The sequence below is a fragment of the Rhodococcus sp. MH15 genome (assembly GCF_019266045.1).
GTDB classification, from domain to species: domain Bacteria; phylum Actinomycetota; class Actinomycetes; order Mycobacteriales; family Mycobacteriaceae; genus Rhodococcus_F; species Rhodococcus_F qingshengii.
Map to the genome: position 1 here is coordinate 82448 of NZ_LPNP01000057.1, position 18011 is coordinate 100458.

The 18011-nt window shown below is 62.9% G+C and carries 17 protein-coding genes; 8 read left to right on the forward strand and 9 right to left on the reverse strand.

The features are described 5' to 3' along the window. Together ATN37_RS04030 and ATN37_RS04035 are read right to left on the reverse strand one after the other, a co-directional pair. Window positions 1–1860 (reverse strand): DUF2339 domain-containing protein, encoded by a 1860-nt coding sequence (locus ATN37_RS04030; protein ID WP_064074129.1) that lies wholly within the window; start codon window positions 1858–1860, stop codon window positions 1–3. A gap of 137 nt (window positions 1861–1997) precedes the next feature. Beyond that, a complete protein-coding gene (locus ATN37_RS04035) occupies window positions 1998–2570 on the reverse strand; it encodes a TetR/AcrR family transcriptional regulator (protein ID WP_218694804.1) in 573 nt (190 codons plus the stop codon). A gap of 152 nt (window positions 2571–2722) precedes the next feature. Here ATN37_RS04035 and ATN37_RS04040 point away from each other — a divergent pair, with 152 nt between their 5' ends. Beyond that, on the forward strand, window positions 2723–3250 hold the full coding sequence (locus ATN37_RS04040; RefSeq protein WP_007734488.1) for a cupin domain-containing protein: 528 nt from the start codon (window positions 2723–2725) through the stop codon (window positions 3248–3250). 34 nt (window positions 3251–3284) lie between these two features. Continuing rightward, the gene (locus tag ATN37_RS04045; protein ID WP_003945664.1) at window positions 3285–3737 is read left to right on the forward strand and encodes a MaoC family dehydratase; all 453 of its coding nucleotides are present in this window, start codon (window positions 3285–3287) and stop codon (window positions 3735–3737) included. A gap of 4 nt (window positions 3738–3741) precedes the next feature. Here ATN37_RS04045 and ATN37_RS04050 read toward each other — a convergent pair whose 3' ends face one another. Genes ATN37_RS04050 through ATN37_RS04065 form a run of 4 tightly spaced genes read right to left on the reverse strand, consistent with a single transcriptional unit; the run spans window position 3742 to window position 7534 of the window. Next, entirely contained in the window at window positions 3742–4461 is a 720-nt protein-coding gene (locus tag ATN37_RS04050; protein WP_007734485.1) for a DUF1707 domain-containing protein, read from the reverse strand. Between the two features lie 17 nt (window positions 4462–4478). Then, window positions 4479–5111, reverse strand: coding sequence for a response regulator transcription factor (locus tag ATN37_RS04055; RefSeq protein WP_047269712.1), 633 nt, complete (start codon window positions 5109–5111; stop codon window positions 4479–4481). A gap of 28 nt (window positions 5112–5139) precedes the next feature. Then, window positions 5140–6363 (reverse strand): MacS family sensor histidine kinase, encoded by a 1224-nt coding sequence (gene macS, locus ATN37_RS04060; protein WP_007734482.1) that lies wholly within the window; start codon window positions 6361–6363, stop codon window positions 5140–5142. Continuing rightward, on the reverse strand, window positions 6356–7534 hold the full coding sequence (locus tag ATN37_RS04065) for an AI-2E family transporter (RefSeq protein WP_007734480.1): 1179 nt from the start codon (window positions 7532–7534) through the stop codon (window positions 6356–6358). Before ATN37_RS04065 ends, macS begins: the two co-directional genes overlap by 8 nt. Before the next feature lie 192 nt (window positions 7535–7726). Here ATN37_RS04065 and ATN37_RS04070 point away from each other — a divergent pair, with 192 nt between their 5' ends. Together ATN37_RS04070 and ATN37_RS04075 are read left to right on the forward strand one after the other, a co-directional pair. After that, on the forward strand, window positions 7727–9205 hold the full coding sequence (locus tag ATN37_RS04070; RefSeq protein WP_003945952.1) for an adenylate/guanylate cyclase domain-containing protein: 1479 nt from the start codon (window positions 7727–7729) through the stop codon (window positions 9203–9205). 9 nt (window positions 9206–9214) lie between these two features. Then, window positions 9215–10321, forward strand: a complete 1107-nt coding sequence (locus ATN37_RS04075; protein WP_256933134.1) for a YbhN family protein — start codon at window positions 9215–9217, stop codon at window positions 10319–10321. On the opposite strand, the gene ATN37_RS04080 is transcribed toward ATN37_RS04075, so the two are convergent. Further along, complete coding sequence (locus ATN37_RS04080) at window positions 10318–10998, reverse strand: FadR/GntR family transcriptional regulator (protein ID WP_218694806.1); 681 nt, start codon at window positions 10996–10998, stop codon at window positions 10318–10320. The two genes, ATN37_RS04075 and ATN37_RS04080, sit on opposite strands and share 4 nt — an antisense overlap. 163 nt (window positions 10999–11161) lie before the next feature. Between ATN37_RS04080 and ATN37_RS04085 the strand changes: the two genes are divergently transcribed. From ATN37_RS04085 to ATN37_RS04100, 4 genes are all read left to right on the forward strand, one after another. Then, a complete protein-coding gene (locus tag ATN37_RS04085; RefSeq protein ID WP_042920290.1) occupies window positions 11162–12898 on the forward strand; it encodes a 2-isopropylmalate synthase in 1737 nt (578 codons plus the stop codon). 78 nt (window positions 12899–12976) lie between these two features. Beyond that, window positions 12977–13525 carry a YceI family protein gene (locus ATN37_RS04090; RefSeq protein WP_003945643.1) on the forward strand — a complete coding sequence of 183 codons (549 nt, stop codon included), beginning with the start codon at window positions 12977–12979 and terminating at the stop codon, window positions 13523–13525. Between the two features lie 64 nt (window positions 13526–13589). Next, on the forward strand, window positions 13590–13967 hold the full coding sequence (locus ATN37_RS04095) for a DUF3054 domain-containing protein (RefSeq protein ID WP_050655475.1): 378 nt from the start codon (window positions 13590–13592) through the stop codon (window positions 13965–13967). Window positions 13968–14024: 57 nt separating this feature from the next. Then, window positions 14025–15497, forward strand: a complete 1473-nt coding sequence (locus ATN37_RS04100; protein ID WP_003945468.1) for a peptide MFS transporter — start codon at window positions 14025–14027, stop codon at window positions 15495–15497. 6 nt (window positions 15498–15503) lie between these two features. On the opposite strand, the gene ATN37_RS04105 is transcribed toward ATN37_RS04100, so the two are convergent. Both ATN37_RS04105 and ATN37_RS04110 read right to left on the reverse strand, forming a co-directional pair. After that, window positions 15504–16241: a sulfite exporter TauE/SafE family protein gene (locus tag ATN37_RS04105; protein WP_003945554.1), complete on the reverse strand. Its 738-nt coding sequence runs from the start codon at window positions 16239–16241 to the stop codon at window positions 15504–15506. A 30-nt stretch (window positions 16242–16271) separates the two neighbouring features. Next, a complete protein-coding gene (locus ATN37_RS04110; RefSeq protein ID WP_042452630.1) occupies window positions 16272–17951 on the reverse strand; it encodes an NTF2-like N-terminal transpeptidase domain-containing protein in 1680 nt (559 codons plus the stop codon). Window positions 17952–18011: the final 60 nt, after the last annotated feature.

Here is an 18011-nt window from a genome sequence, read left to right on the forward strand (position 1 = left end):
TCATGATCCAGAAGCGAAGCTGACCTGCTCCTGCTCCTGCTTGGCGAAGGCTCGTGCATAACGTGTCCCGACCAGCAGGAGCAGCAAGCCGACCACCAGGAAGGCAACGCTACGCACCAGCCCACTGAGTGTGGCCAGGTCGAAGAGGAACAGCTTTGCCACGGCCGCACTGGTGAGAGCAAGCCCGGCTCCGAGCAAGACGCGAGCGTGCTGGCGGTTGTTCAATCCGAGCACCAGCGCTGACGTGGCGGCAAGCATCCACACGATGGTTGCAACACTGTGCCCGGCAACGAATCCGGTTGCACTGTCGAAAATTTCGACGCCGGATGAGACGAGCGCGCACGTCACCGCGTAGAGGACACCGAACCCTGCGGCCGCCCATAGAACCGCCGCGTTGGAATCGGCAATCAACTTCAGTCGGTGAATCGCCCAGACCAGCATCACCAGCGCGCCTATCGCCGTCAGGCTCGAGAGCGCCGTGATCGCACCGAGTTGCCTGGATGCGGCGCGAGCGGTCGTCAACGCTTCCGGCGGAACCGTCGTGAGGTATCCGATCGATCCGATTGCCGCAAAGGCGGTTCCGAGCGCGAAGACGAAGCGCGAACCCGCATACAGCGAGACTCCGAGGAAGATCATTCCGACCGTGAGGATCAGCGGTACGACCAGAGATTCAGTCGCCCCGGAGAAGCAGCAGAGCAACAATGCGAGGGCGCCGGTTGCGCCCAGTCCGAATCGCAGTTGCGTCGGCAAAGGCTTGGCCGCCGCTGCAGCCGAAAGAAGTAGTGCCGCAGCAATTCCGTACAGCACTGCGGATTCGGTGCGCCCGAGCACGGCTCCGACGCTCATCAGCGGAAGGGACGAGACGACAAAGGTAGCAGTGGACCACGCCCCTGCAATGCCGTCACGCGAGGGCGAACCCGTCCACTGCATAACCATCGCGCAGCCGACCCCCACGATTGCAACCACGCCGGCACTGATCACCAATTGCACTGCACTGTTTCCGGATTCGTCGAAGATGAACTCCGACGCCATCGCTGCGAGCAGTGCGAGAACCACCGGTACGGTGCGCGCCATGCCCAGGTACTTCCAGTCACGACCGAGCTGGGCGGAGAATGTTGCCGATTGGATCGCGAAGAGGAAACCGATGAGGGTCAACGATATTCCCGACGTCAACACGGGAGCCAGCAGCGCTGCTCCCAGAACGATCATGAGCGCCAGCGATTCGGAATCCCACTTCACGGCGAGGGCAACGCCGGCGGCGGCGATTCCGAAGGCAATCACCATCGCGAGCGGTGTCGTCACCCAACCGTAGAGAACGGAGGCTGCGACGACATCGAGATACATCCCTGCAAAACCTGTGGCAGCCAGGGCAATTGCCCCCACTTTGCCCCCTGGCCGTCCGTGGACCCGCACCCCGGCAAACACCAAGGCGCCGGAAAGGAGCGCACCACCGAGCACCCGCAGCGGAGGTCCGAAGAATCCGGCCTGCGCTGCAAGTACCAGCAGCATCACGACGCCGATCAGTGTGACGGCAACACCGGCCGCGGCCAGGAGTCGACTGATGACACCGTCGCGTTGCCACCAGGGCTGGCGAGGTGCGGCAACCGGATACGTCGGCGGCTGCCACGCGGGCACGCTCTGCTGAGGACGCATTGGAGGCACCTGCGGCACCTGTGGCGCCGGAGATGCGGGTGCCGGAACTACCGGCATGGGCGGGGTCGCAGTAGCCGAGGACAGCTGAGTCTGCAGGATCGACAGGTTCTGGCCCATGTGACGCAACTGCCGGCCGATGCTGTCGCACTCGGCCGAGAGGGCGGTCACCAGTCGCGGATCGACGGCGGAAAAGCTCGGTGTGGTCATGGCTTCGAGCTTGCTGCGTGGCCGAACCGATCAGATGAGTAGTACTACTCGATCAGCCTGGGGACTTCTCGTACTCAACTGAGGACAACTTCGACTGACAGCACCCTCGACTGACTGCATCATCGACTGACAGGGCACTAACGCCGAGGTGCCGCGTTCCGCAATCGTTCGGACAGAAGCCGACCCGAAGTGTGAAGCGGAGCGGGATCCTGACGCGCCCGAGCAAGGACCAGCGCGCCCTCGAGTGCGGACAGAGCGAGAATTGCCTCGGACTCGGCGTCTTCGCGGGACCAACCGTCTGCCTCGAGGCGCTGAGCCAGCAGTGCGAGCCACGAGTTGTACCCGTCCGCACAAGCACCGCGGATGACCTCGGATTCGGTTGCGGCATCCAGTGTTGCCGTAGCCAGGGCGCATCCACGTTCGTAGTCCGAATCCGACAAACGCGCAGCCAATGCGGCGGCGAATGCCGAGATCGCGGTGGCTGCATCGGGTGAGCCCTCCAGCAGGTGCCGGATGAAATCGGCCATTGCCTCGCCACGTCGCCTCAGAGCCTCGCCTGCGAGTTCTTCCTTGCCGCCGGGAAAGTGAAAGTACAAGGAACCTTTGGTAGTCGCACTAGCCGAGAGAACTTCCGACACCCCCGTTCCGGCGTAGCCCTTCCGCTGCAACAAATCGGCAGCGGCATCGACCAACAAATCTCTCGTAGACATACGTTCAATATACCGATCAGTACACATATCGACAACACTTGAAGTGCACAAATTGCCAAAACCTTGCATCACTAGACCGATTGGTACATGATTCGGGAATCAACAAACCGGAGCACGGCCAACGACGCTCACGACGACGAAGGACTGAATCGATGTCACCGAATTCCCCGAACAACACCACCACGACCGTCCTCGGACCGGACGAAGACCTCGCCGGGACCCTCGCGGCCACCGGCGTCCGGATGATGGTTCGAAACAAACAAACCGAGGGAGGTTTCTCTCTTGTACAACACCGCATCGCTCCGCATTCGATGACCTCACCGGTCCATCGCCACAGCCGGGAAGACGAGTACACGGTGGTTCAAAGTGGCCGCGTCGCAGCGATGGTCGGAGACGAGGTCGTCTACGCGGAGACCGGCGCCATGATCTTCAAACCGCGTGGCCAGTGGCACGCCGTGTGGAATCCCGACGACGCTCCAGCACGGATTCTCGAAATCATCACGCCCGGAGGGATGGAAGACCTGTTCGAACTGATGCCGAAACTACTGGCCGAAGCAGGTTCCGCCGCGGAATCGGTTGCAGCGCGGGTAGAAGCAGACTTCGGGATCGAATTCGATCTCGTTGCCACCGCCGAGATCGCACAGACACACGGTGTGGGATTCGGCATCGAAAGTCACTGACCGACTGTCAGCACCTACCGATCGAGGAAAATTCATGCTTGTACTCACCGGAGCAGAAGACCTCAGCGCCAACCTGAACCAAGAGCTGGGCGTCAGCGACTGGCACGATGTCACCCAGGAGTCCATCGACGAGTTCGCCCGGGTCACCGGCGACGATCAGTGGATTCACGTCGATGTGGATCGCGCGAAGGAGTCGCCGTTCGGCGGAACCATCGCGCACGGCAACTACACGCTCTCACTCGGCCCCAAGTTCTCGTACGCAATGTTCTCGCTCGAAGGTTTTGCGTTTGCTCTCAACTGCGGATTCGACAAGGTCAGGTTGCCCGCTCCGCTTCCGGTCGGCTCTCGTGTCCGCATGCGCGCGACGTTGAGCAAAGTCGAACCGATCAACGGCGGTGTCCAGATCACGGTGACGCAGACGTTCGAACGAGAACACGGTGACAAGCCCGTGTGCGTCGCCGAGATGTTGACCCGCGCGTATCACTGAAAGGTCAGGAGCCGAACATCTTTCGGATCGTGGTACCGAAGGGATGCTTCGCGGTGACACTGCCGAATCGCACCTTGCCGTGCACCACCAGATGCAGCGGGCCCATCTGTGGGCCGGAACGAACCTTGTTCGACGCGCTTCCCCCGACTGCCTCGACACCGTTCATGTCCACCGTCGCCTCTTCGGGAACGATCAGTGAAATCGAGCTGGCGTAGTCGTCGATCGAGATGTTCACGACCTGCGTCTGCATCACCGCGCGCGTGAAATCGATAGTCACACTGGACATTCTGGTGTCGACCACGACAGCTGGTGGAACGATCCAGGCACCGTTCCGCGTCACCGTCGCCATTCGTCCACGGATCACGGCAGCATTTGCCGCTCCGTAAGTACCTACAACCGGAGCCCCGACGGGAGCGCGGTAAGGCGGGCTCGGATGAACCGGCGGCGGTTGGGGTTGGTACGTCGGCGCCGGGTAGGGCTGGCCTTGGTACATCGGCTGACCCGCATTGGGATACGCGGGTGGGTCGTAGTCGGAGATCAGTGTGATGCCCGGAAGATCGGCGAGAACCGAGTTGAGCTCACCTCGTGTCTTTGCGGCCAAGGCAGTGTCCATGCGCTCGGTGAACTCACCGAGCGAAAGCATCCCTTGACCGACAGCTTTCTGCAGCAGCTCGCCGACATGCTCTCGTTCGGCATCGGATACGCGTAGATTCCTGGCCTCCATGATTTCCAGGATAAACGTTATTCGAGACCTTGTTCTATCGCGTATCGCGTGAGCTCGACGCGATTGGCCAACTGAAGCTTCCGAAGCGTTGCCTGCACATGGTTTTCGACGGTCCGGTGGCTGAGCGAGAGCCTCGTGGCGATCTGTTTTGCGCTCAGCCCCTTGGCGACAAGACGGAGCACTTCGGTCTCACGGTCGGTGAGCCGAGGCAGCTCGGGTGCGCGATCGTCGGCCGGTGCCGTCGACATCCGGCGGTACTCACCGAGCACCAATCCGGCGAGGCCGGGGGTGAAGACGGCTTGTCCGTCGAAAGTCGCTCGCACGGCCTCGAGCAGTTCCGCCACCGAAGCACTCTTGACCAGGTAACCCGACGCTCCGGCTTTGACCGCGTCGAGGACGTCGTCACGTTCGGCAGAGGCCGAAAGCACCAGTACCTTGCTCTTCGGCGAAACCTCGAGAACTGCGGTGGTGGCGTCGGCACCGTTTCCGTCCGGCAGGTTCATGTCCATCAGAACCACCGCCGGTTGCACGGCGGCGGCCCGGCGGCGCGCACTCTCGACACCCTCCGCCGTGGCGCTCACGGTGAAGCCGGCAGCTTCGAGGTCCCGGGAGACACCGTCGCGCCACATCGGGTGATCGTCGACGACCATCACCGTCACCGGATTCTCGCCATGTTCGTCAGCCGCGCTCACTTTTCCCCTTCGGAACGTTGATCTCCCATTCGGTGCCCTCCCCCGGCCCGGTTTGCAGGACTGCAGTGCCGCCGAGCACCTGCACTCGGCCGAGAATGGACTTCGATACTCCCATGCGGCCTTCGGCTTCGGCCTGCGCCAAGCGACCCTCGGGGATTCCGACGCCGTCGTCGCGGATGCTGACGATCACCTCGTCCGGCAAATCTTCGAGCAATACGTATGCCTTCGCCGCGGGCCCGGCGTGCAGCCCGACATTGGACAGAGCATTGTCGACGATGGCTGCCAGTTCGATGGCTCGATCACGCTCGATCACGACGGGGTGCGCGGGCGTCGACACCGACACTGACGTGCTTGCCTGCGTGGTCAGCAGCGGACACAGATCCACTGTCTGTCCGCCGACGTCTGCCGCGGCGCCCGAAACCTGCTCGGAGATCAGCATTCTCAAGGCGACCTCCTGCTCACCGGCCAGAGCAGCCAGTTCAGCTGCCTCGCCGCCGAGTGCCGCACCTCGCCTGCGCACCATCGCCAGCACCTGCAGAACGCCGTCGTGTACTTCGCGTGCCAAACGCTCGCGCTCTTCGGTGGCCGCCGCCAGACGGACGGCTTGCTCGAGTTGTCGATGCGAGCGCCGAGCGGTGGTGGTGGCCAAGCCCAACGCCAGGCCGACCGATACGAGCACGGGAGCCGTCGCATCGCGCCAGAGGTCCAGGTTGACCTGGTCGCGGATGATCGCGCTGGCCGCCGAGATGACAACTCCGGACGCCATACCGAGCCACGGCCCGCCGAGAATTGCCGCGGAGATGACCGCGTTGGTGGCCCACAGCGTGGTGGGCAGCGTCTGGTGATTCTGATACCACTCGTGGTCGGAGACCAGCCTCGTCGACGCCATCAGCAAGATGACGACCACCTGATCGGCGATCACCACCTGATACCGCGGCAGCTTCTTCCCGAACAAAGCACCGGATGTCCCGAGCAACAGTGCCGACACCCCGGTCCACACGGCCATCAGAGCGACGAAGAACCAGCTGAGCCGAGAGTTGGTGTAGTCGGAGGCCGAGGCGAACTGGTAGCTGATCGCGTACACCAGCGTGACGAGCCGAAATGCCTGCGCCGCCCGCCACAGCGGGGCATCAGGGTCGGTGTCGACACCCGACGCCTCGCGAACGGTCGGCTGATAGTGCAGCCGACGACGGCGGGTGGGCTCAGTCATCGGGAGGAGTGGGGTTCACGATGCGAGGCTCGGCGCGCGGCTCGTCGGGTTCGGCGGGGAACAGTGGGGTTTCCGGATCTTCGACGTGCAGTTCGGCGTACGCGATGTCCGGGTCGTCGGCGAGGAGGGAACGAATAGCGGTATTCAGGACCGCGACGATCGGAACAGCCAAGAGCCCGCCGACGATTCCAGCGAGAACGATGCCCGTTGTAATGGCGAGAACGACTGCCAGCGGATGCAGGCGAACAGCGCGACCCAACAACAGCGGTTGCATCACGTGCGCTTCGAGCTGCATGACGCCGATGATGATGCCGAGGACAATCAGCGCCGTCAGGAAACCCTTCGTGACCAGAGCGACAAGCACCGCGAGAAAACCGGTCAGAAATGCACCGACGATCGGAATGAACGCGCCGATGAACACCAACGACGCCAGCGGCAGGGCGAGCGGCACCCCGAGGATCGCCAGGCCGGCACCGATACCGATCGCGTCGGCGGCGGCAACCGCGACCGTGGCGCGCACGTAGCCGATCAGCGACCCGAAACCTGCAGAACCGGCGATCCGTACGCGACGACGCGCGTCGGTGGGAACGATCCGGGTGACGAACTGCCAGATCTGATCGCCGCCGTAGAGGAAGAAGATGAGAGTGAACAGCGTCAGCAATGCCCCGGTGAAGATCTCGCCGATGACTGTCGCCGTGGTCAAAGCGCCGCTGGTCAGGGACTCACGATTGGATTGCACCGACTTGACGACCGAATCACCTGCCTGGCGGATCTGATCCTCGCTGAAGTGCAGCGGACCGCTGGTGAGCCAGTTCTGAATTTGCGTGACGCTGGCCGTGAACTGGTCGGTGAGCTGGGGCAACCCGTCGATGAACTGCTCGACGACAAACGTCATGATTCCCGCGACCAGCCCGATCGAGGCAAGCAGAACGACGATGACGGCTGCCGAGCGGGGAACACCCCACACCTGTAGCCGATCGACAATCGGGATCAGCAGAGCTGATGCCAGCAGAGCCAGCCCCACCGGGATGAGCACGGTTTCGAGGCGGAGTACGACGTACCCGAGAACCAACAGTCCGGCGAAGATCACAATGAGGCGCCACGACCATTCCGCCGCGATGCGCACGCCGGGATGCACCGCCCGAGCGTCGGCGGAGATGGGTTTGTTCATCCTCGATGCTCGCTCCGCACGCCCCCTGTTTGCGTTCACATCGCGAGCCTAACCGGCCCGGCCGACACAGGTGAGCGGACGAATAATCGGACGCGCGTACCAACACTTCGACCTCTGCCAGCTAAATTGAACCCTGTGCGGGCCTCATACAGAGCAATAGCGGTGACCATCCGCAGCCGGTGGCCCCTCTATATGCTCTCCATGCTCGCAGCCAATCTGATCGGCGCGGTACTGGTCTTTGCCTTCGTCCGGTACGGCGTGCCGATCCAGGAGTCCGACGCGATAGTTGCCGACCGGGTCCGCAACTTCGCGATCTTCGGCGTGTACCTGGCATTCGCCGGCGCCGTCAGCCTCACGGCGGCGGCGATGATGTTGAAGTCGGTCATTCGCTGGCGGCTGCGCGGGGGTCCACCCACGAGGTCCGAGCAGATGGCGGCACTGCACGCGCCGCTTCGCCAGGCCATCGTCCACCTGGTGCTGTGGATTCTGGGCGGCATCATCTTCGTGTTCCTGACCATCACCGAGATGCCCGGACTCGCGATCGCCGTGATCGTGACGGTCTGCATGGCCGCGACCACGACCTTCGGGTTCACCTACATGCTCGGTGAGCGCATTTTGCGTCCGGTCGCCGCCCAGGCCTTGAGCGAGGGCGAATTCGATCGGACCATGGCGCCTGGCGTCGGAACCCGGCTGGCGATGACCTGGGGTCTCGGCACGCTGATGCCCGTCGCAGGCATCATCTTGCTGTGCTCGACGCAGCTCACGACCGATCTCGAGTTCTCCCCCGACTCGCTCGCGTGGGCGATCCTGCTCATCTCGATCATGGCGATCGTGCAGGCCTTTGCGCTGTCGATGCTGACGGCTACCCAGATCTCCGATCCGATCCGCCAACTGCGACGCGCCATCGAGCGGGTGCAGCGCGGCGCCACCGACGTACGCGTCGAGGTGTTCGACGGCAGTGAGATCGGCCGGCTGCAGGTCGGCTTCAACCGCATGATGAAAGAGTCCGACGAGCGTCGTCTGCTGCGTGAGCTGTTCGGTCAGCACGTCGGCGAGGACGTGGCCCGGCGCGCGTTGAAGTTCGGTACCGAGCTGGGCGGCGAAACTCGATTCGTGGCAGTTCTGTTCGTCGACATGGTCGGATCCACCGGTGCCGCGGCCGAGCGCCCGCCGGGTGAAGTGGTCGAACTGCTCAACGAGTTCTTCCGTGTGGTCGTCGACGTCATCGATCGTCACCATGGTTTTGTCAACAAGTTCATGGGTGATGCGGCACTCGCCATCTTCGGTGCACCACTCGATCGGCCCGACGCTCCGACTGCGGCCTTGGCGGCGGCTCGCGAGCTGCGGTTCAAGCTCAACGACATCACCGGCCTCGACGTCGGAATCGGTGTGAGCGCGGGGCTCGCGGTCGCCGGCAACATCGGTGCTGCCGAACGTTTCGAGTACACCGTGATCGGTGATCCGGTCAACGAGGCGTCACGGCTCACCGAGCTCGCGAAACTTCGGCCCAGCCGGGTGCTGGCGTCGACGAGCGCGTTGTACTTCGCCGACGAAGAGGAACAGGCCGAGTGGGAACTCGGAGAGCAAGTCCAACTGCGTGGGCGCCGACGACTGACGCATCTGGCGTGGCCGGAAAAGTATCCAGAGGTCGATCCGGATCAAATTGGTTAGGGTGAGTCGATGGCTCAGCCTGGAAACACCCCACGGCGACTGAGACGACCACGCTCGCCCGTGGCCGAGACCAGTCGGTCCACAGGGCGCTTCTGGTGGCTGAAGTGGCTGCTCGGGGTGGCTCTGATCGCTCTTCTGATCGTCGAGGGAATCATCCTGTGGCCCCGATTCAATGAGTACTGGCAAGCGCTCACCGAGATTCACTGGGGTTGGGTGGCTGCCTGTGTGGCGGCCCAGGCATTGTCGCTCAGTGGATACGCGTCCGTTCAGCAACGTCTTCTCAATGCGGCCGGCGTGGTCGCTGGTCACGTCAAGAACCTCTCGGTCATTTACGCCAGCACGGCGATGGCGCTGACGTTGCCTGCCGGCCAGGTCTTCTCGACCGCATTCACCTACAAGCAGACTCGAAAGTGGGGGGCGACGCCGGTAGTCGCGTCGTGGCAGTTGGCAATGTGCGGTGTCATAGCCGCTGCCACTTTGGCACTCCTCGGCGCCACCGGCGCAATAGCATTCGGAACAAAGGTCAGCCCGGTGACGCTGACGATTTCGCTCGTCGGCATGGCAGCGCTGTTCCTGGCGTTGCGATACATAGCCCAGAATCCCGGCAGCATCGAGCGCATCGGGCACCGAGTTCTGGCGCTGTACAACCGTTCCCGCAAAAACCCGGCCGGGCGCGGCATGCACCGTTGGTCCGAAATCCTCAAGCAACTGGACTCGGTTGAACTGAGCCGCACCGACACCGCGATTGCCTTCGGATGGTCGGCCGTTCACCGAGCTGCCGACGTCCTCTGTCTCGGTTTCGCTTGTTGGGCCGTGGGAGCCGATCCGTCGTTCGCCGGTCTGCTGATCGCATTCACGGCGGCAAAAGCGGTGGGCAGTATTCCACTCTTGCCGGGCGGTTTCGGCGCCGTCGAACCCGTACTCGCCACAACGCTGACCGCTGCCGGCTCCACCTTGGCGCAGGCCGCAGCAGCGGTAGTCGTTTATCGGATAGTCAGTTTCGTTATCGTCGCACTGGTGGGATGGCTCGTCTTCCTTGTGTCGTTCCGTGCAACCCACCACGAAGACCTCGAGATGGACCTCGAGTTCGAACGCCGAGAACAGCCGGGCGTCTAGCGTCGCAACGCTGCTGCCATGTCGTCGAGGTGTGCCCGACTGATCCGTACGGCTGCCTCCGCGTCGCCGGCTTCGATGGCGTCCACCAACGTTCGATGTTCGTCCGCGTCGGGCTGGCTGTGGGGATGCAGGTCCAGAACCGCGATCAACTCGATCAACGCCGCCCGCAGACGCGGTACAAAGGTCTCGAAGAGTTCCGACAGCACGGGATTGTGTGCCGCGTCCACCACTGCTCGGTGGACGGCGATGTCGGCGTCGACGAACGCTGCGTCGCCAGAGTGCGCTGCGGCAGTTCTACCGTCGAGCGCTTGCCGCAGAGCCGCGACGTCAACGGCATCGCGCCGCTGCGCGGCGAGGCGAGCTGCTTCGATCTCGACCGCGTTGCGCACCTCGACGACGTGAAGGATCGCCTCGGCTTCGAGCACTCGGGGCCACTGATCCGGAGGCGTCGTACTCCGTAGGAAGACCCCGGCGCCCTGCCGCGATTCGAGCATGCCGAGGCCCGCGAGAGTCCGCACTGCTTCCCTGATAGTGGACCGCCCGATACCCAACTGCGCAGCAAGAGTGGTTTCACCTGGAAGTTTGGCGCCGACTTCCCATTCACCGCTCACGATCCGCGCGCGTAGCAACTCCGCGGCCTGGTCGGTGAGCAGCCGACGCTCGACGATCGGGGACACGTGAACTCCTCAGGTTGTCTGATAAGTGATTTCGTTCTAGTGTAGCCCGCATGGCTACAGGAGCACTCCTTCTCGACTGCCGCGGCGGGGCCTGAAAGACCGGCACCCCTCCGCGGGGTTTCGCCATGCCGGTCTCTCGACTCGACCGCAGGAGAAACCGAAGATGAGTACTACCCGAGCCAACCGCTGGAACAACCAGAAGCCGTCACCCATGCCGTCCGAGCGCTATCGCGCCGCGTGGGATCGCGTCGACATTCCGACTTTCGAGCGGACGTGGCCGTCCAATCGCACCACCGCGGCGCCCCTGTGGGTGCCCGTCGATCTGCGTGACGGCAACCAAGCCCTCGCAGAACCGATGGACCCCGAACGCAAGCGTCGAATGTTCGAACTGATGGTGGCGATCGGCTACAAGGAAATCGAGGTCGGCTACCCCTCCGCGAGTCAGACCGATTTCGATTTCGTTCGCGACCTGGTGCGCTTCGATCTCGTCCCCGACGACGTCACTATCGTCGTATTCACTGCCGCGCGTACGGATTTGATCGAACGGACATATCAATCGATCGAGGGGCTGCCTGACGCGGTCGTCCACATGTACACGGCGACTGCGCCGACGTGGAGAAACGTCGTTCTCGGCAAGGAGCGAGAAGAGTTGCACGACATGATTTTCCGCGCCGCGCAAGACGTTGCTCGTGGCGGCGAAGGCCACGACGGCTGGCGATTCGAGTTCTCACCCGAGGTCTTCAACCTCACCGAACCCGACTACATCCTGCAGGTCTGCAACAGTCTCACCGAACTCTGGGACGCCAGCCCCGATCGCCCGGTCATCCACAACCTCCCTGCCACAGTCGAAATCGCCACCCCCAACATCTATGCCGATCAGATCGAATACATGCACCAGAATCTGGCCCGACGCGATTCGGTGATCCTCTCGGTCCACCCGCACAACGACCGCGGCACCGGCGTTGCGTGCGCCGAATTGGCAGTGCTGGCCGGCGCGCAGCGCGTCGAGGGATGCCTGTTCGGCAACGGCGAGCGGACGGGCAACGTCGACCTGGTCACACTGGGGCTGAATCTGCATGCACAGGGCGTCGATCCGGAAATCGACTTCTCCGACATCGACAAGATCCGTCGAACGGTGGAGTACTGCAACAGAATTCCCGTCCACGAACGCCACCCGTACGGCGGCGATCTCGTGTACACGGCATTTTCCGGAACCCACCAGGACGCGATCAAGAAGGGCTTCGCGCATCACTACGAGAGCGCGGAGGCTGCCGGCGTCGATCCGGGATCGGCGCCTTGGGCGGTCCCTTACCTGCCGATCGACCCCGCCGACGTCGGCCGCGACTACCAGGCGGTCATTCGTGTGAACAGCCAGTCGGGCAAGGGCGGAATCGCATATCTGCTGCAGACCGAGTACGGGGTCGAACTCCCCCGGCGCCTGCAGATCGACTTCGCCTCGCGGGTGCAGCTCGAAACCGACGACTCGGGCACCGAAATGACTGCCGACCAACTGTGGAAACTGCTGCTGCGCGAATACGGGTACAACGGAGGAGTGCGTCGGTACTCACTGGAACACACCGCCGACGGTGATCAGTTGTTCGTTGCCATCGATCGCGACGGGCGCGAGGTCACCGCCGCGGCCAGTGCGTCCGGGCCGGTCGAGGCATTGAGCAAAATCCTGACCGAACAGGGCTCGGCCGTCGAGGTTGTCTCGCTCACCCAGCATTCACTGCCCCGCAACCCGAATTCTTCCGGGAGTGCGAATTCGGCAGTCACCATTGCAGAGTGCGTGGTGAACGCCGAAGGGCGCTGGGGCATTGCGGTGCATCAGTCGGTGACAGCGTCGGCGCTTCACGCGGTCTACGCCGCAAGCACAAACACTGTGATGCAGCTCACATGATCTTGCGGAAGGATTTCCTGGGGTCCATAGTTGAAGCTACAAGAACTTGAACATTCAACTACTTATTCAGGAGCTTCCATGACCACCGCAACCTTGCCCGCATTGACCGCCGGAACCTGGGTCATCGACACCGTCCACTCCACTGTCGGATTCTCGGTTCGCCACCTCATGGTTTCCAAGGTTCGTGGAACGTTCGACGAGTTCTCCGGAACGATCACCGTTGCCGAAGACGGAACCCCCGCCGTCGAGGCCGAGATTTCCGTGGACTCCATCAACACCAAGAACGAGCAGCGCGACGGCCACATCAAGTCCGCTGACTTCTTCGACGTCGAGAAGTTCCCGAAGGCCACCTTCAAGTCCACCGCAGTGCGCTCCAAGGGCAGCGACTTCGTCCTCGCCGGCGACTTCACGCTCCACGGCGTCACCCGCGAGGTCGAGCTGAACCTCGAGTTCAACGGCGTCAACCCGGGCATGGGCCAGGGCCCCGTCGCAGGATTCGAGGCCACCACCGTCATCAACCGCAAGGACTTCGACATCTCCATCGAGATGCCCCTCGAAGGCGGCGGAGCAGTTGTCGGCGACAAGATCACGATCACCCTCGAGATCGAAGCCGGCCTCCAGGCCTAACAGCACTGTGCGCCTTTATTAACCGCCCGCGGTTAATAAAGGCGCACAGTCGTATGGTGTGAGCGTGAAGAAGTACGCACCATTCCTGCTGATCGACGCCATTCTTGTCATAATCTTCTGCGCGATAGGGCGCCGTACCCACGAGGAAGCCAATGCGCTCGCCGGTCTGGCGAAGACATCCTGGCCCTTCCTGACCGGCCTGGTGATCGGATGGGCTGCCACGTTCGCGCTCTACCGCGACAAGTTCAACGCCGTTCTCCTTGTTCCCACCGGCGTTGTCGTTTGGCTCGGCGCCGTCGTCTTCGGGATGATCCTGCGAGTGTTGAGTGGCCAGGGCACCCAGTTCAGCTTCATCGTCGTCGCGACGCTGGTCCTCGGCGCGTTCCTTCTCGGTTGGCGCGCACTCGCTCCGCTGGTAGTGAAAATCCGCACCAAGTCGTAACCAAACTCCACGGCTCGGAACCACCCGAAATGCCCGAGCACGTAGGACACTTTTCGGATGAGCAACACTACGGAGCCCGTCGAACGTAGCGAGAAGGAAGACCGGGGGTTCTTCGGCCAACCCTTTGCGCTGGCGAACCTGTTCGGCGTCGAGATGTGGGAGAGGTTCTCCTTCTACGGGATGCAAGGCATCCTCATCTATTACCTGTACTACAGCGTCAGCGACGGCGGCCTCGGCATCAGCCAGGCGGCAGCGACCAGCATCGTCGGCGCGTACGGCGGCACCGTCTACCTGTCGACGATTCTCGGGGCGTGGGTGGCCGACCGACTGCTCGGCTCCGAGCGCACGCTCTTCTACAGTGCTTCGCTGGTGATGGCCGGCCACATCGCACTGTCGGTTCTTCCCGGCATGTGGGGTGTCGGCGTCGGCCTCGTCATGGTCGCCTTCGGCAGCGGCGGCTTGAAGGCCAATGCGACCTCTCTGGTCGGAGATCTCTATTCCGAACAGGATGTTCGCCGCGACGCCGGATTCTCCATCTTCTACATGGGCATCAACATCGGCGGTCTTGTCGGTCCGCTGCTCACCGGAGCCGTCCAGGACGCCTGGGGATTCCACGCCGGTTTTGCTCTCGCTGCCGTCGGCATGGCGCTCGGCCTGATCCAGTACACGCTGGGCCGCAAGCATCTTCACGGAATCGGTGCCGAACCCGGCAACCCGTTGCCCGCGGACAAGCGCGCACTCTACATCGGGATCGGCATTGCCGCGATCGTCGTCGTCGCGGTCGCCTCCGTCACCGGCTTGATCACGGCGGACAACATGTCCGACGTCGTTGTCGGACTCACGATCGTCGCGTCGGTCGGTTACTTCCTCCTCATGCTCACCAGCAAGAAGGTCACCAAGGTCGAACGCAGTCGAGTCTTTGCGTTCATCCCGATGTTCATCGCGAGCGCGGCCTTCTGGTCGCTGTTTCAGCAGCAGTTCACCACCGTGCCGGTGATCTCAGACAAGCTCCTGGACCGCAATCTCTTCGGTTGGGACTTCCCGCCGACGTGGGTACAGTCGATCAATCCGGTGTTCATCATCATCTTTGCCGGGGTGTTCGCAGCGATGTGGACCAAACTCGGTGACCGTCAGCCGTCGTCGCCGATCAAGTTCGCGCTCGGTACCGGCACGATGGGTCTGGCGTTCCTGGCGTTCATCCCGATCACCGGGGGCGGACCGAACAGTGCACCGCTCCTCGGCCTTGCCGGTGTGCTTCTGCTCTTCACCTTCGCCGAACTCTTCCTGTCCCCCGTCGGCCTTTCCCTTGCAACCAAACTCGCGCCCGAGCATTTCCACACTCAGATGGTGGCGTTGTTCTTCTTGTCCGTTGCATTGGGTTCTTCGATGGCGGGAACCTTGGCCGGTTACTTCGACATCGACGACAGTCGCCCGTTCTTCCTGATCATCGGTTTCTCGTCGATCGGAATCGGAGTGATTCTTGCTCTTGCCTCGCCGTGGATCAAGAAGCTGATGCAGGGCGTGAAGTAGACGGGCTCACTTCACCCACAACCACAGAGCCAACACGAATCCCGCTATCGCTACTGCCACACGCAGTACCGATGGCGGGATTTTCTTGACGACGGGCGGGCCACACCAACCTCCGGCCAACGCGCCGAGCGCCATCGCCAACGCGGCCACCCAATGCACCTGTCCGGAGAAGGCGAAGATGAGTGCAGCCACAAGATTGGCGATGCCGAGAAAGAAACTCTTCAGGATCGTTGCACGCCACACCGTTTCGGAAGTGAGGATGAGCGTCGCAGCCAGGAAGATGACGCCGGCACCGGCACCGAAATAGCCGCCGTATACCGCGACGGCGAACAGTGCTGCGGAGTAGATTCCGGGGCGGTCGCCGCCGCCGGACAACTCACGAATCTTCGGTTGCAGCAGCAGCGCGAGCGAGGCGAACACGACCATCGCCGGCACAACGGATTCGAACGAACCTTCCGGTGCCAACCACAGGATGAGGGCACCGATGATGCCACCGGCAGCCGAATAGAGAGACCAGCGAACAAGTTTCGGACCGGTATCGGCAACTTCACGGGACGAGTTCGCCAACGCTCCGACGCCGACGGCCACCAACGCGACGGTATTGGTCATGTTCGCGCTGACCGGTGAGAGCCCGACGCTCAGCAGCGCCGGATACGAAACGATCGATGCAAGACCGGTGACAAAACCGACTAGACCGCTGAAGAATCCCGCTACGACGAGGAAAAGGAAATCGAGCAGGTTCACGAACCAGGAATCTACTCGCGGTGCCCGGTACTACTTGTCGGCAGGCTTGCCGAGTTCCTGGAAGAGCTTGTCCGTCATCTGCATTGCTCGATCACCGCCGTCGGCGTCTGCGACGAACACCGCGAACGCGAAGTCTCCGCGTGATCCGTAGAACCAGCGATCGTCACCGCTCGCTGCACCGGCCGCCATCATGTCCGGGTACCCAGCCAGTCCGCCGGCGCCTCGCATGGCGTCACGCAGACGATTGTTGACGTCGCCGGGCAATGCCGTCGGCGTGACGTCGGCGGTAGCCGGTTGTCCGAAGACCATCATCGGCATCGGGGCACTGCCGCGGGCGATCGATGCCGCGAGCATCGCCATTCCGAACGGAGTTACCGTCGGTGCGCTCGCGTCGTTGGACGTCTTGTTGGCCATGACGTTGTTCATCGCCTGGTCCACGCCGGGGCGGTTCGCGGCAAGCACTGCTGTCTGCTGTTCGAGTCCCTGAATGTGGAAGCCGTTGCCGAGTCCGAGTTGCTGCCCGGTGTCGGCCAACTGTTCGGGTGACACAGATCCGGGGTCGACGCCGTTCTGCATCGACGATGCGAGACGGACCAGATCGAGGGCACCGCCGGCCGGGCGCAACCCGGTGAAGGCGATCGGGCCCTGTTCGATGGCCTGATTGTTCTGTGCTGCAGCCAGAATGGCGCCGTCCGACGGGCGGATCGCGACGATGGCCGCAGGAGTACCTGCACTGACGACAGCTTCGATCGCGGCGAGTTGAGCGTGCGAGTCGAGGGTCGCGGCGACGTCGGGCCCGGGAGGTCCCTGGAAGCCGGCTTGCTTGATCGGGAATCCGTTGGGCTCGACCAGATTGACCGCCCAGCCGGCGGTGGCGTCGCGATTGGCCTGCCACACGGTCCGCAGTGGGTCCAGCAACGGCGAGTTGATGCGACGGTCGGAGGCGATCAGCTTGGGTGTCTTGACCACGACGACACCGGGGATCGCAAAATCGCTTTCCAGGTAGGCGTAGTCGGGATCGCGGAGCAGTACGGCGGTGACGGGCTTGCCGGGGTTTGCGGCGAGGTCGGCCAACATCGACTCCGAAGTGACCAACGGTGCGACAGGTTCGAGCACCGTGGCGAGGCGACGAGTGGTGTCGACGGGGTCCGGCATGGTGGCCGGGTCAAGAGTGATCGCGTTGATGGTCTGCTCGTTCATGAGCAGGGTGCCGGTGCTGTCGACTACCTTCGGCGGCGCTGCGTCCGTGCGGGTGTACGAAACGGTGCGACCGTTGCCGAGGTCGGGGACGAGGACCGACGGGTCCCAGGACACACGCCAGCCGACCGACAGATCACGAACCTCACCCTGCGACTGGTAGCTCCAGTCCTTGCCTTCGCCGAAGTTCCAGGACGCGTCGAGTGTGAAGAGTCCGGAGTCGCTACCCAGATCCATGACCTGAGCGACGTCGAAGTCGGTGGACTTGGCGGCCAGTCCGTCGAACATCTGCTGGATCGACGGCCGCGCCGCGTTGGGGTACGACGTGAGCGCCGCAGCAGCTTCGGCGTCGTGGTTGTTGAGGGCGGTGACGAAGTCCTCCACCACCGAGGCGGCGTCGGATTTCTTCTCCCCACCGATGACACACGACGCGAGCGCCACTGTCAGAACGACAGCAGTTATCGACGCAACGACATATTTTCCACGACGGTTGTGCTGTCCTCCGGGCCCCATGCATGTAACTCTTTACTTCTGTCACACGAGTAACAAGCACGGGATGCCTACGAACGTGTC

Excerpts from the sequence above, each read along its gene's own strand:
- ATN37_RS04030 (WP_064074129.1), bottom strand. The coding sequence starts at position 1,860 with ATGACCACACCGAGCTTTTCCGCCGTCGATCCGCGACTGGTGACCGCC.
- ATN37_RS04035 (WP_218694804.1), bottom strand. The coding sequence starts at position 2,570 with ATGTCTACGAGAGATTTGTTGGTCGATGCCGCTGCCGATTTGTTGCAG.
- ATN37_RS04040 (WP_007734488.1), top strand. The coding sequence starts at position 2,723 with ATGTCACCGAATTCCCCGAACAACACCACCACGACCGTCCTCGGACCG.
- ATN37_RS04045 (WP_003945664.1), top strand. The coding sequence starts at position 3,285 with ATGCTTGTACTCACCGGAGCAGAAGACCTCAGCGCCAACCTGAACCAA.
- ATN37_RS04050 (WP_007734485.1), bottom strand. The coding sequence starts at position 4,461 with ATGGAGGCCAGGAATCTACGCGTATCCGATGCCGAACGAGAGCATGTC.
- ATN37_RS04055 (WP_047269712.1), bottom strand. The coding sequence starts at position 5,111 with ATGGTCGTCGACGATCACCCGATGTGGCGCGACGGTGTCTCCCGGGAC.
- macS (WP_007734482.1), bottom strand. The coding sequence starts at position 6,363 with ATGACTGAGCCCACCCGCCGTCGTCGGCTGCACTATCAGCCGACCGTT.
- ATN37_RS04065 (WP_007734480.1), bottom strand. The coding sequence starts at position 7,534 with ATGAACAAACCCATCTCCGCCGACGCTCGGGCGGTGCATCCCGGCGTG.
- ATN37_RS04070 (WP_003945952.1), top strand. The coding sequence starts at position 7,727 with ATGCTCTCCATGCTCGCAGCCAATCTGATCGGCGCGGTACTGGTCTTT.
- ATN37_RS04075 (WP_256933134.1), top strand. The coding sequence starts at position 9,215 with ATGGCTCAGCCTGGAAACACCCCACGGCGACTGAGACGACCACGCTCG.
- ATN37_RS04085 (WP_042920290.1), top strand. The coding sequence starts at position 11,162 with ATGAGTACTACCCGAGCCAACCGCTGGAACAACCAGAAGCCGTCACCC.
- ATN37_RS04090 (WP_003945643.1), top strand. The coding sequence starts at position 12,977 with ATGACCACCGCAACCTTGCCCGCATTGACCGCCGGAACCTGGGTCATC.
- ATN37_RS04100 (WP_003945468.1), top strand. The coding sequence starts at position 14,025 with ATGAGCAACACTACGGAGCCCGTCGAACGTAGCGAGAAGGAAGACCGG.
- ATN37_RS04110 (WP_042452630.1), bottom strand. The coding sequence starts at position 17,951 with ATGGGGCCCGGAGGACAGCACAACCGTCGTGGAAAATATGTCGTTGCG.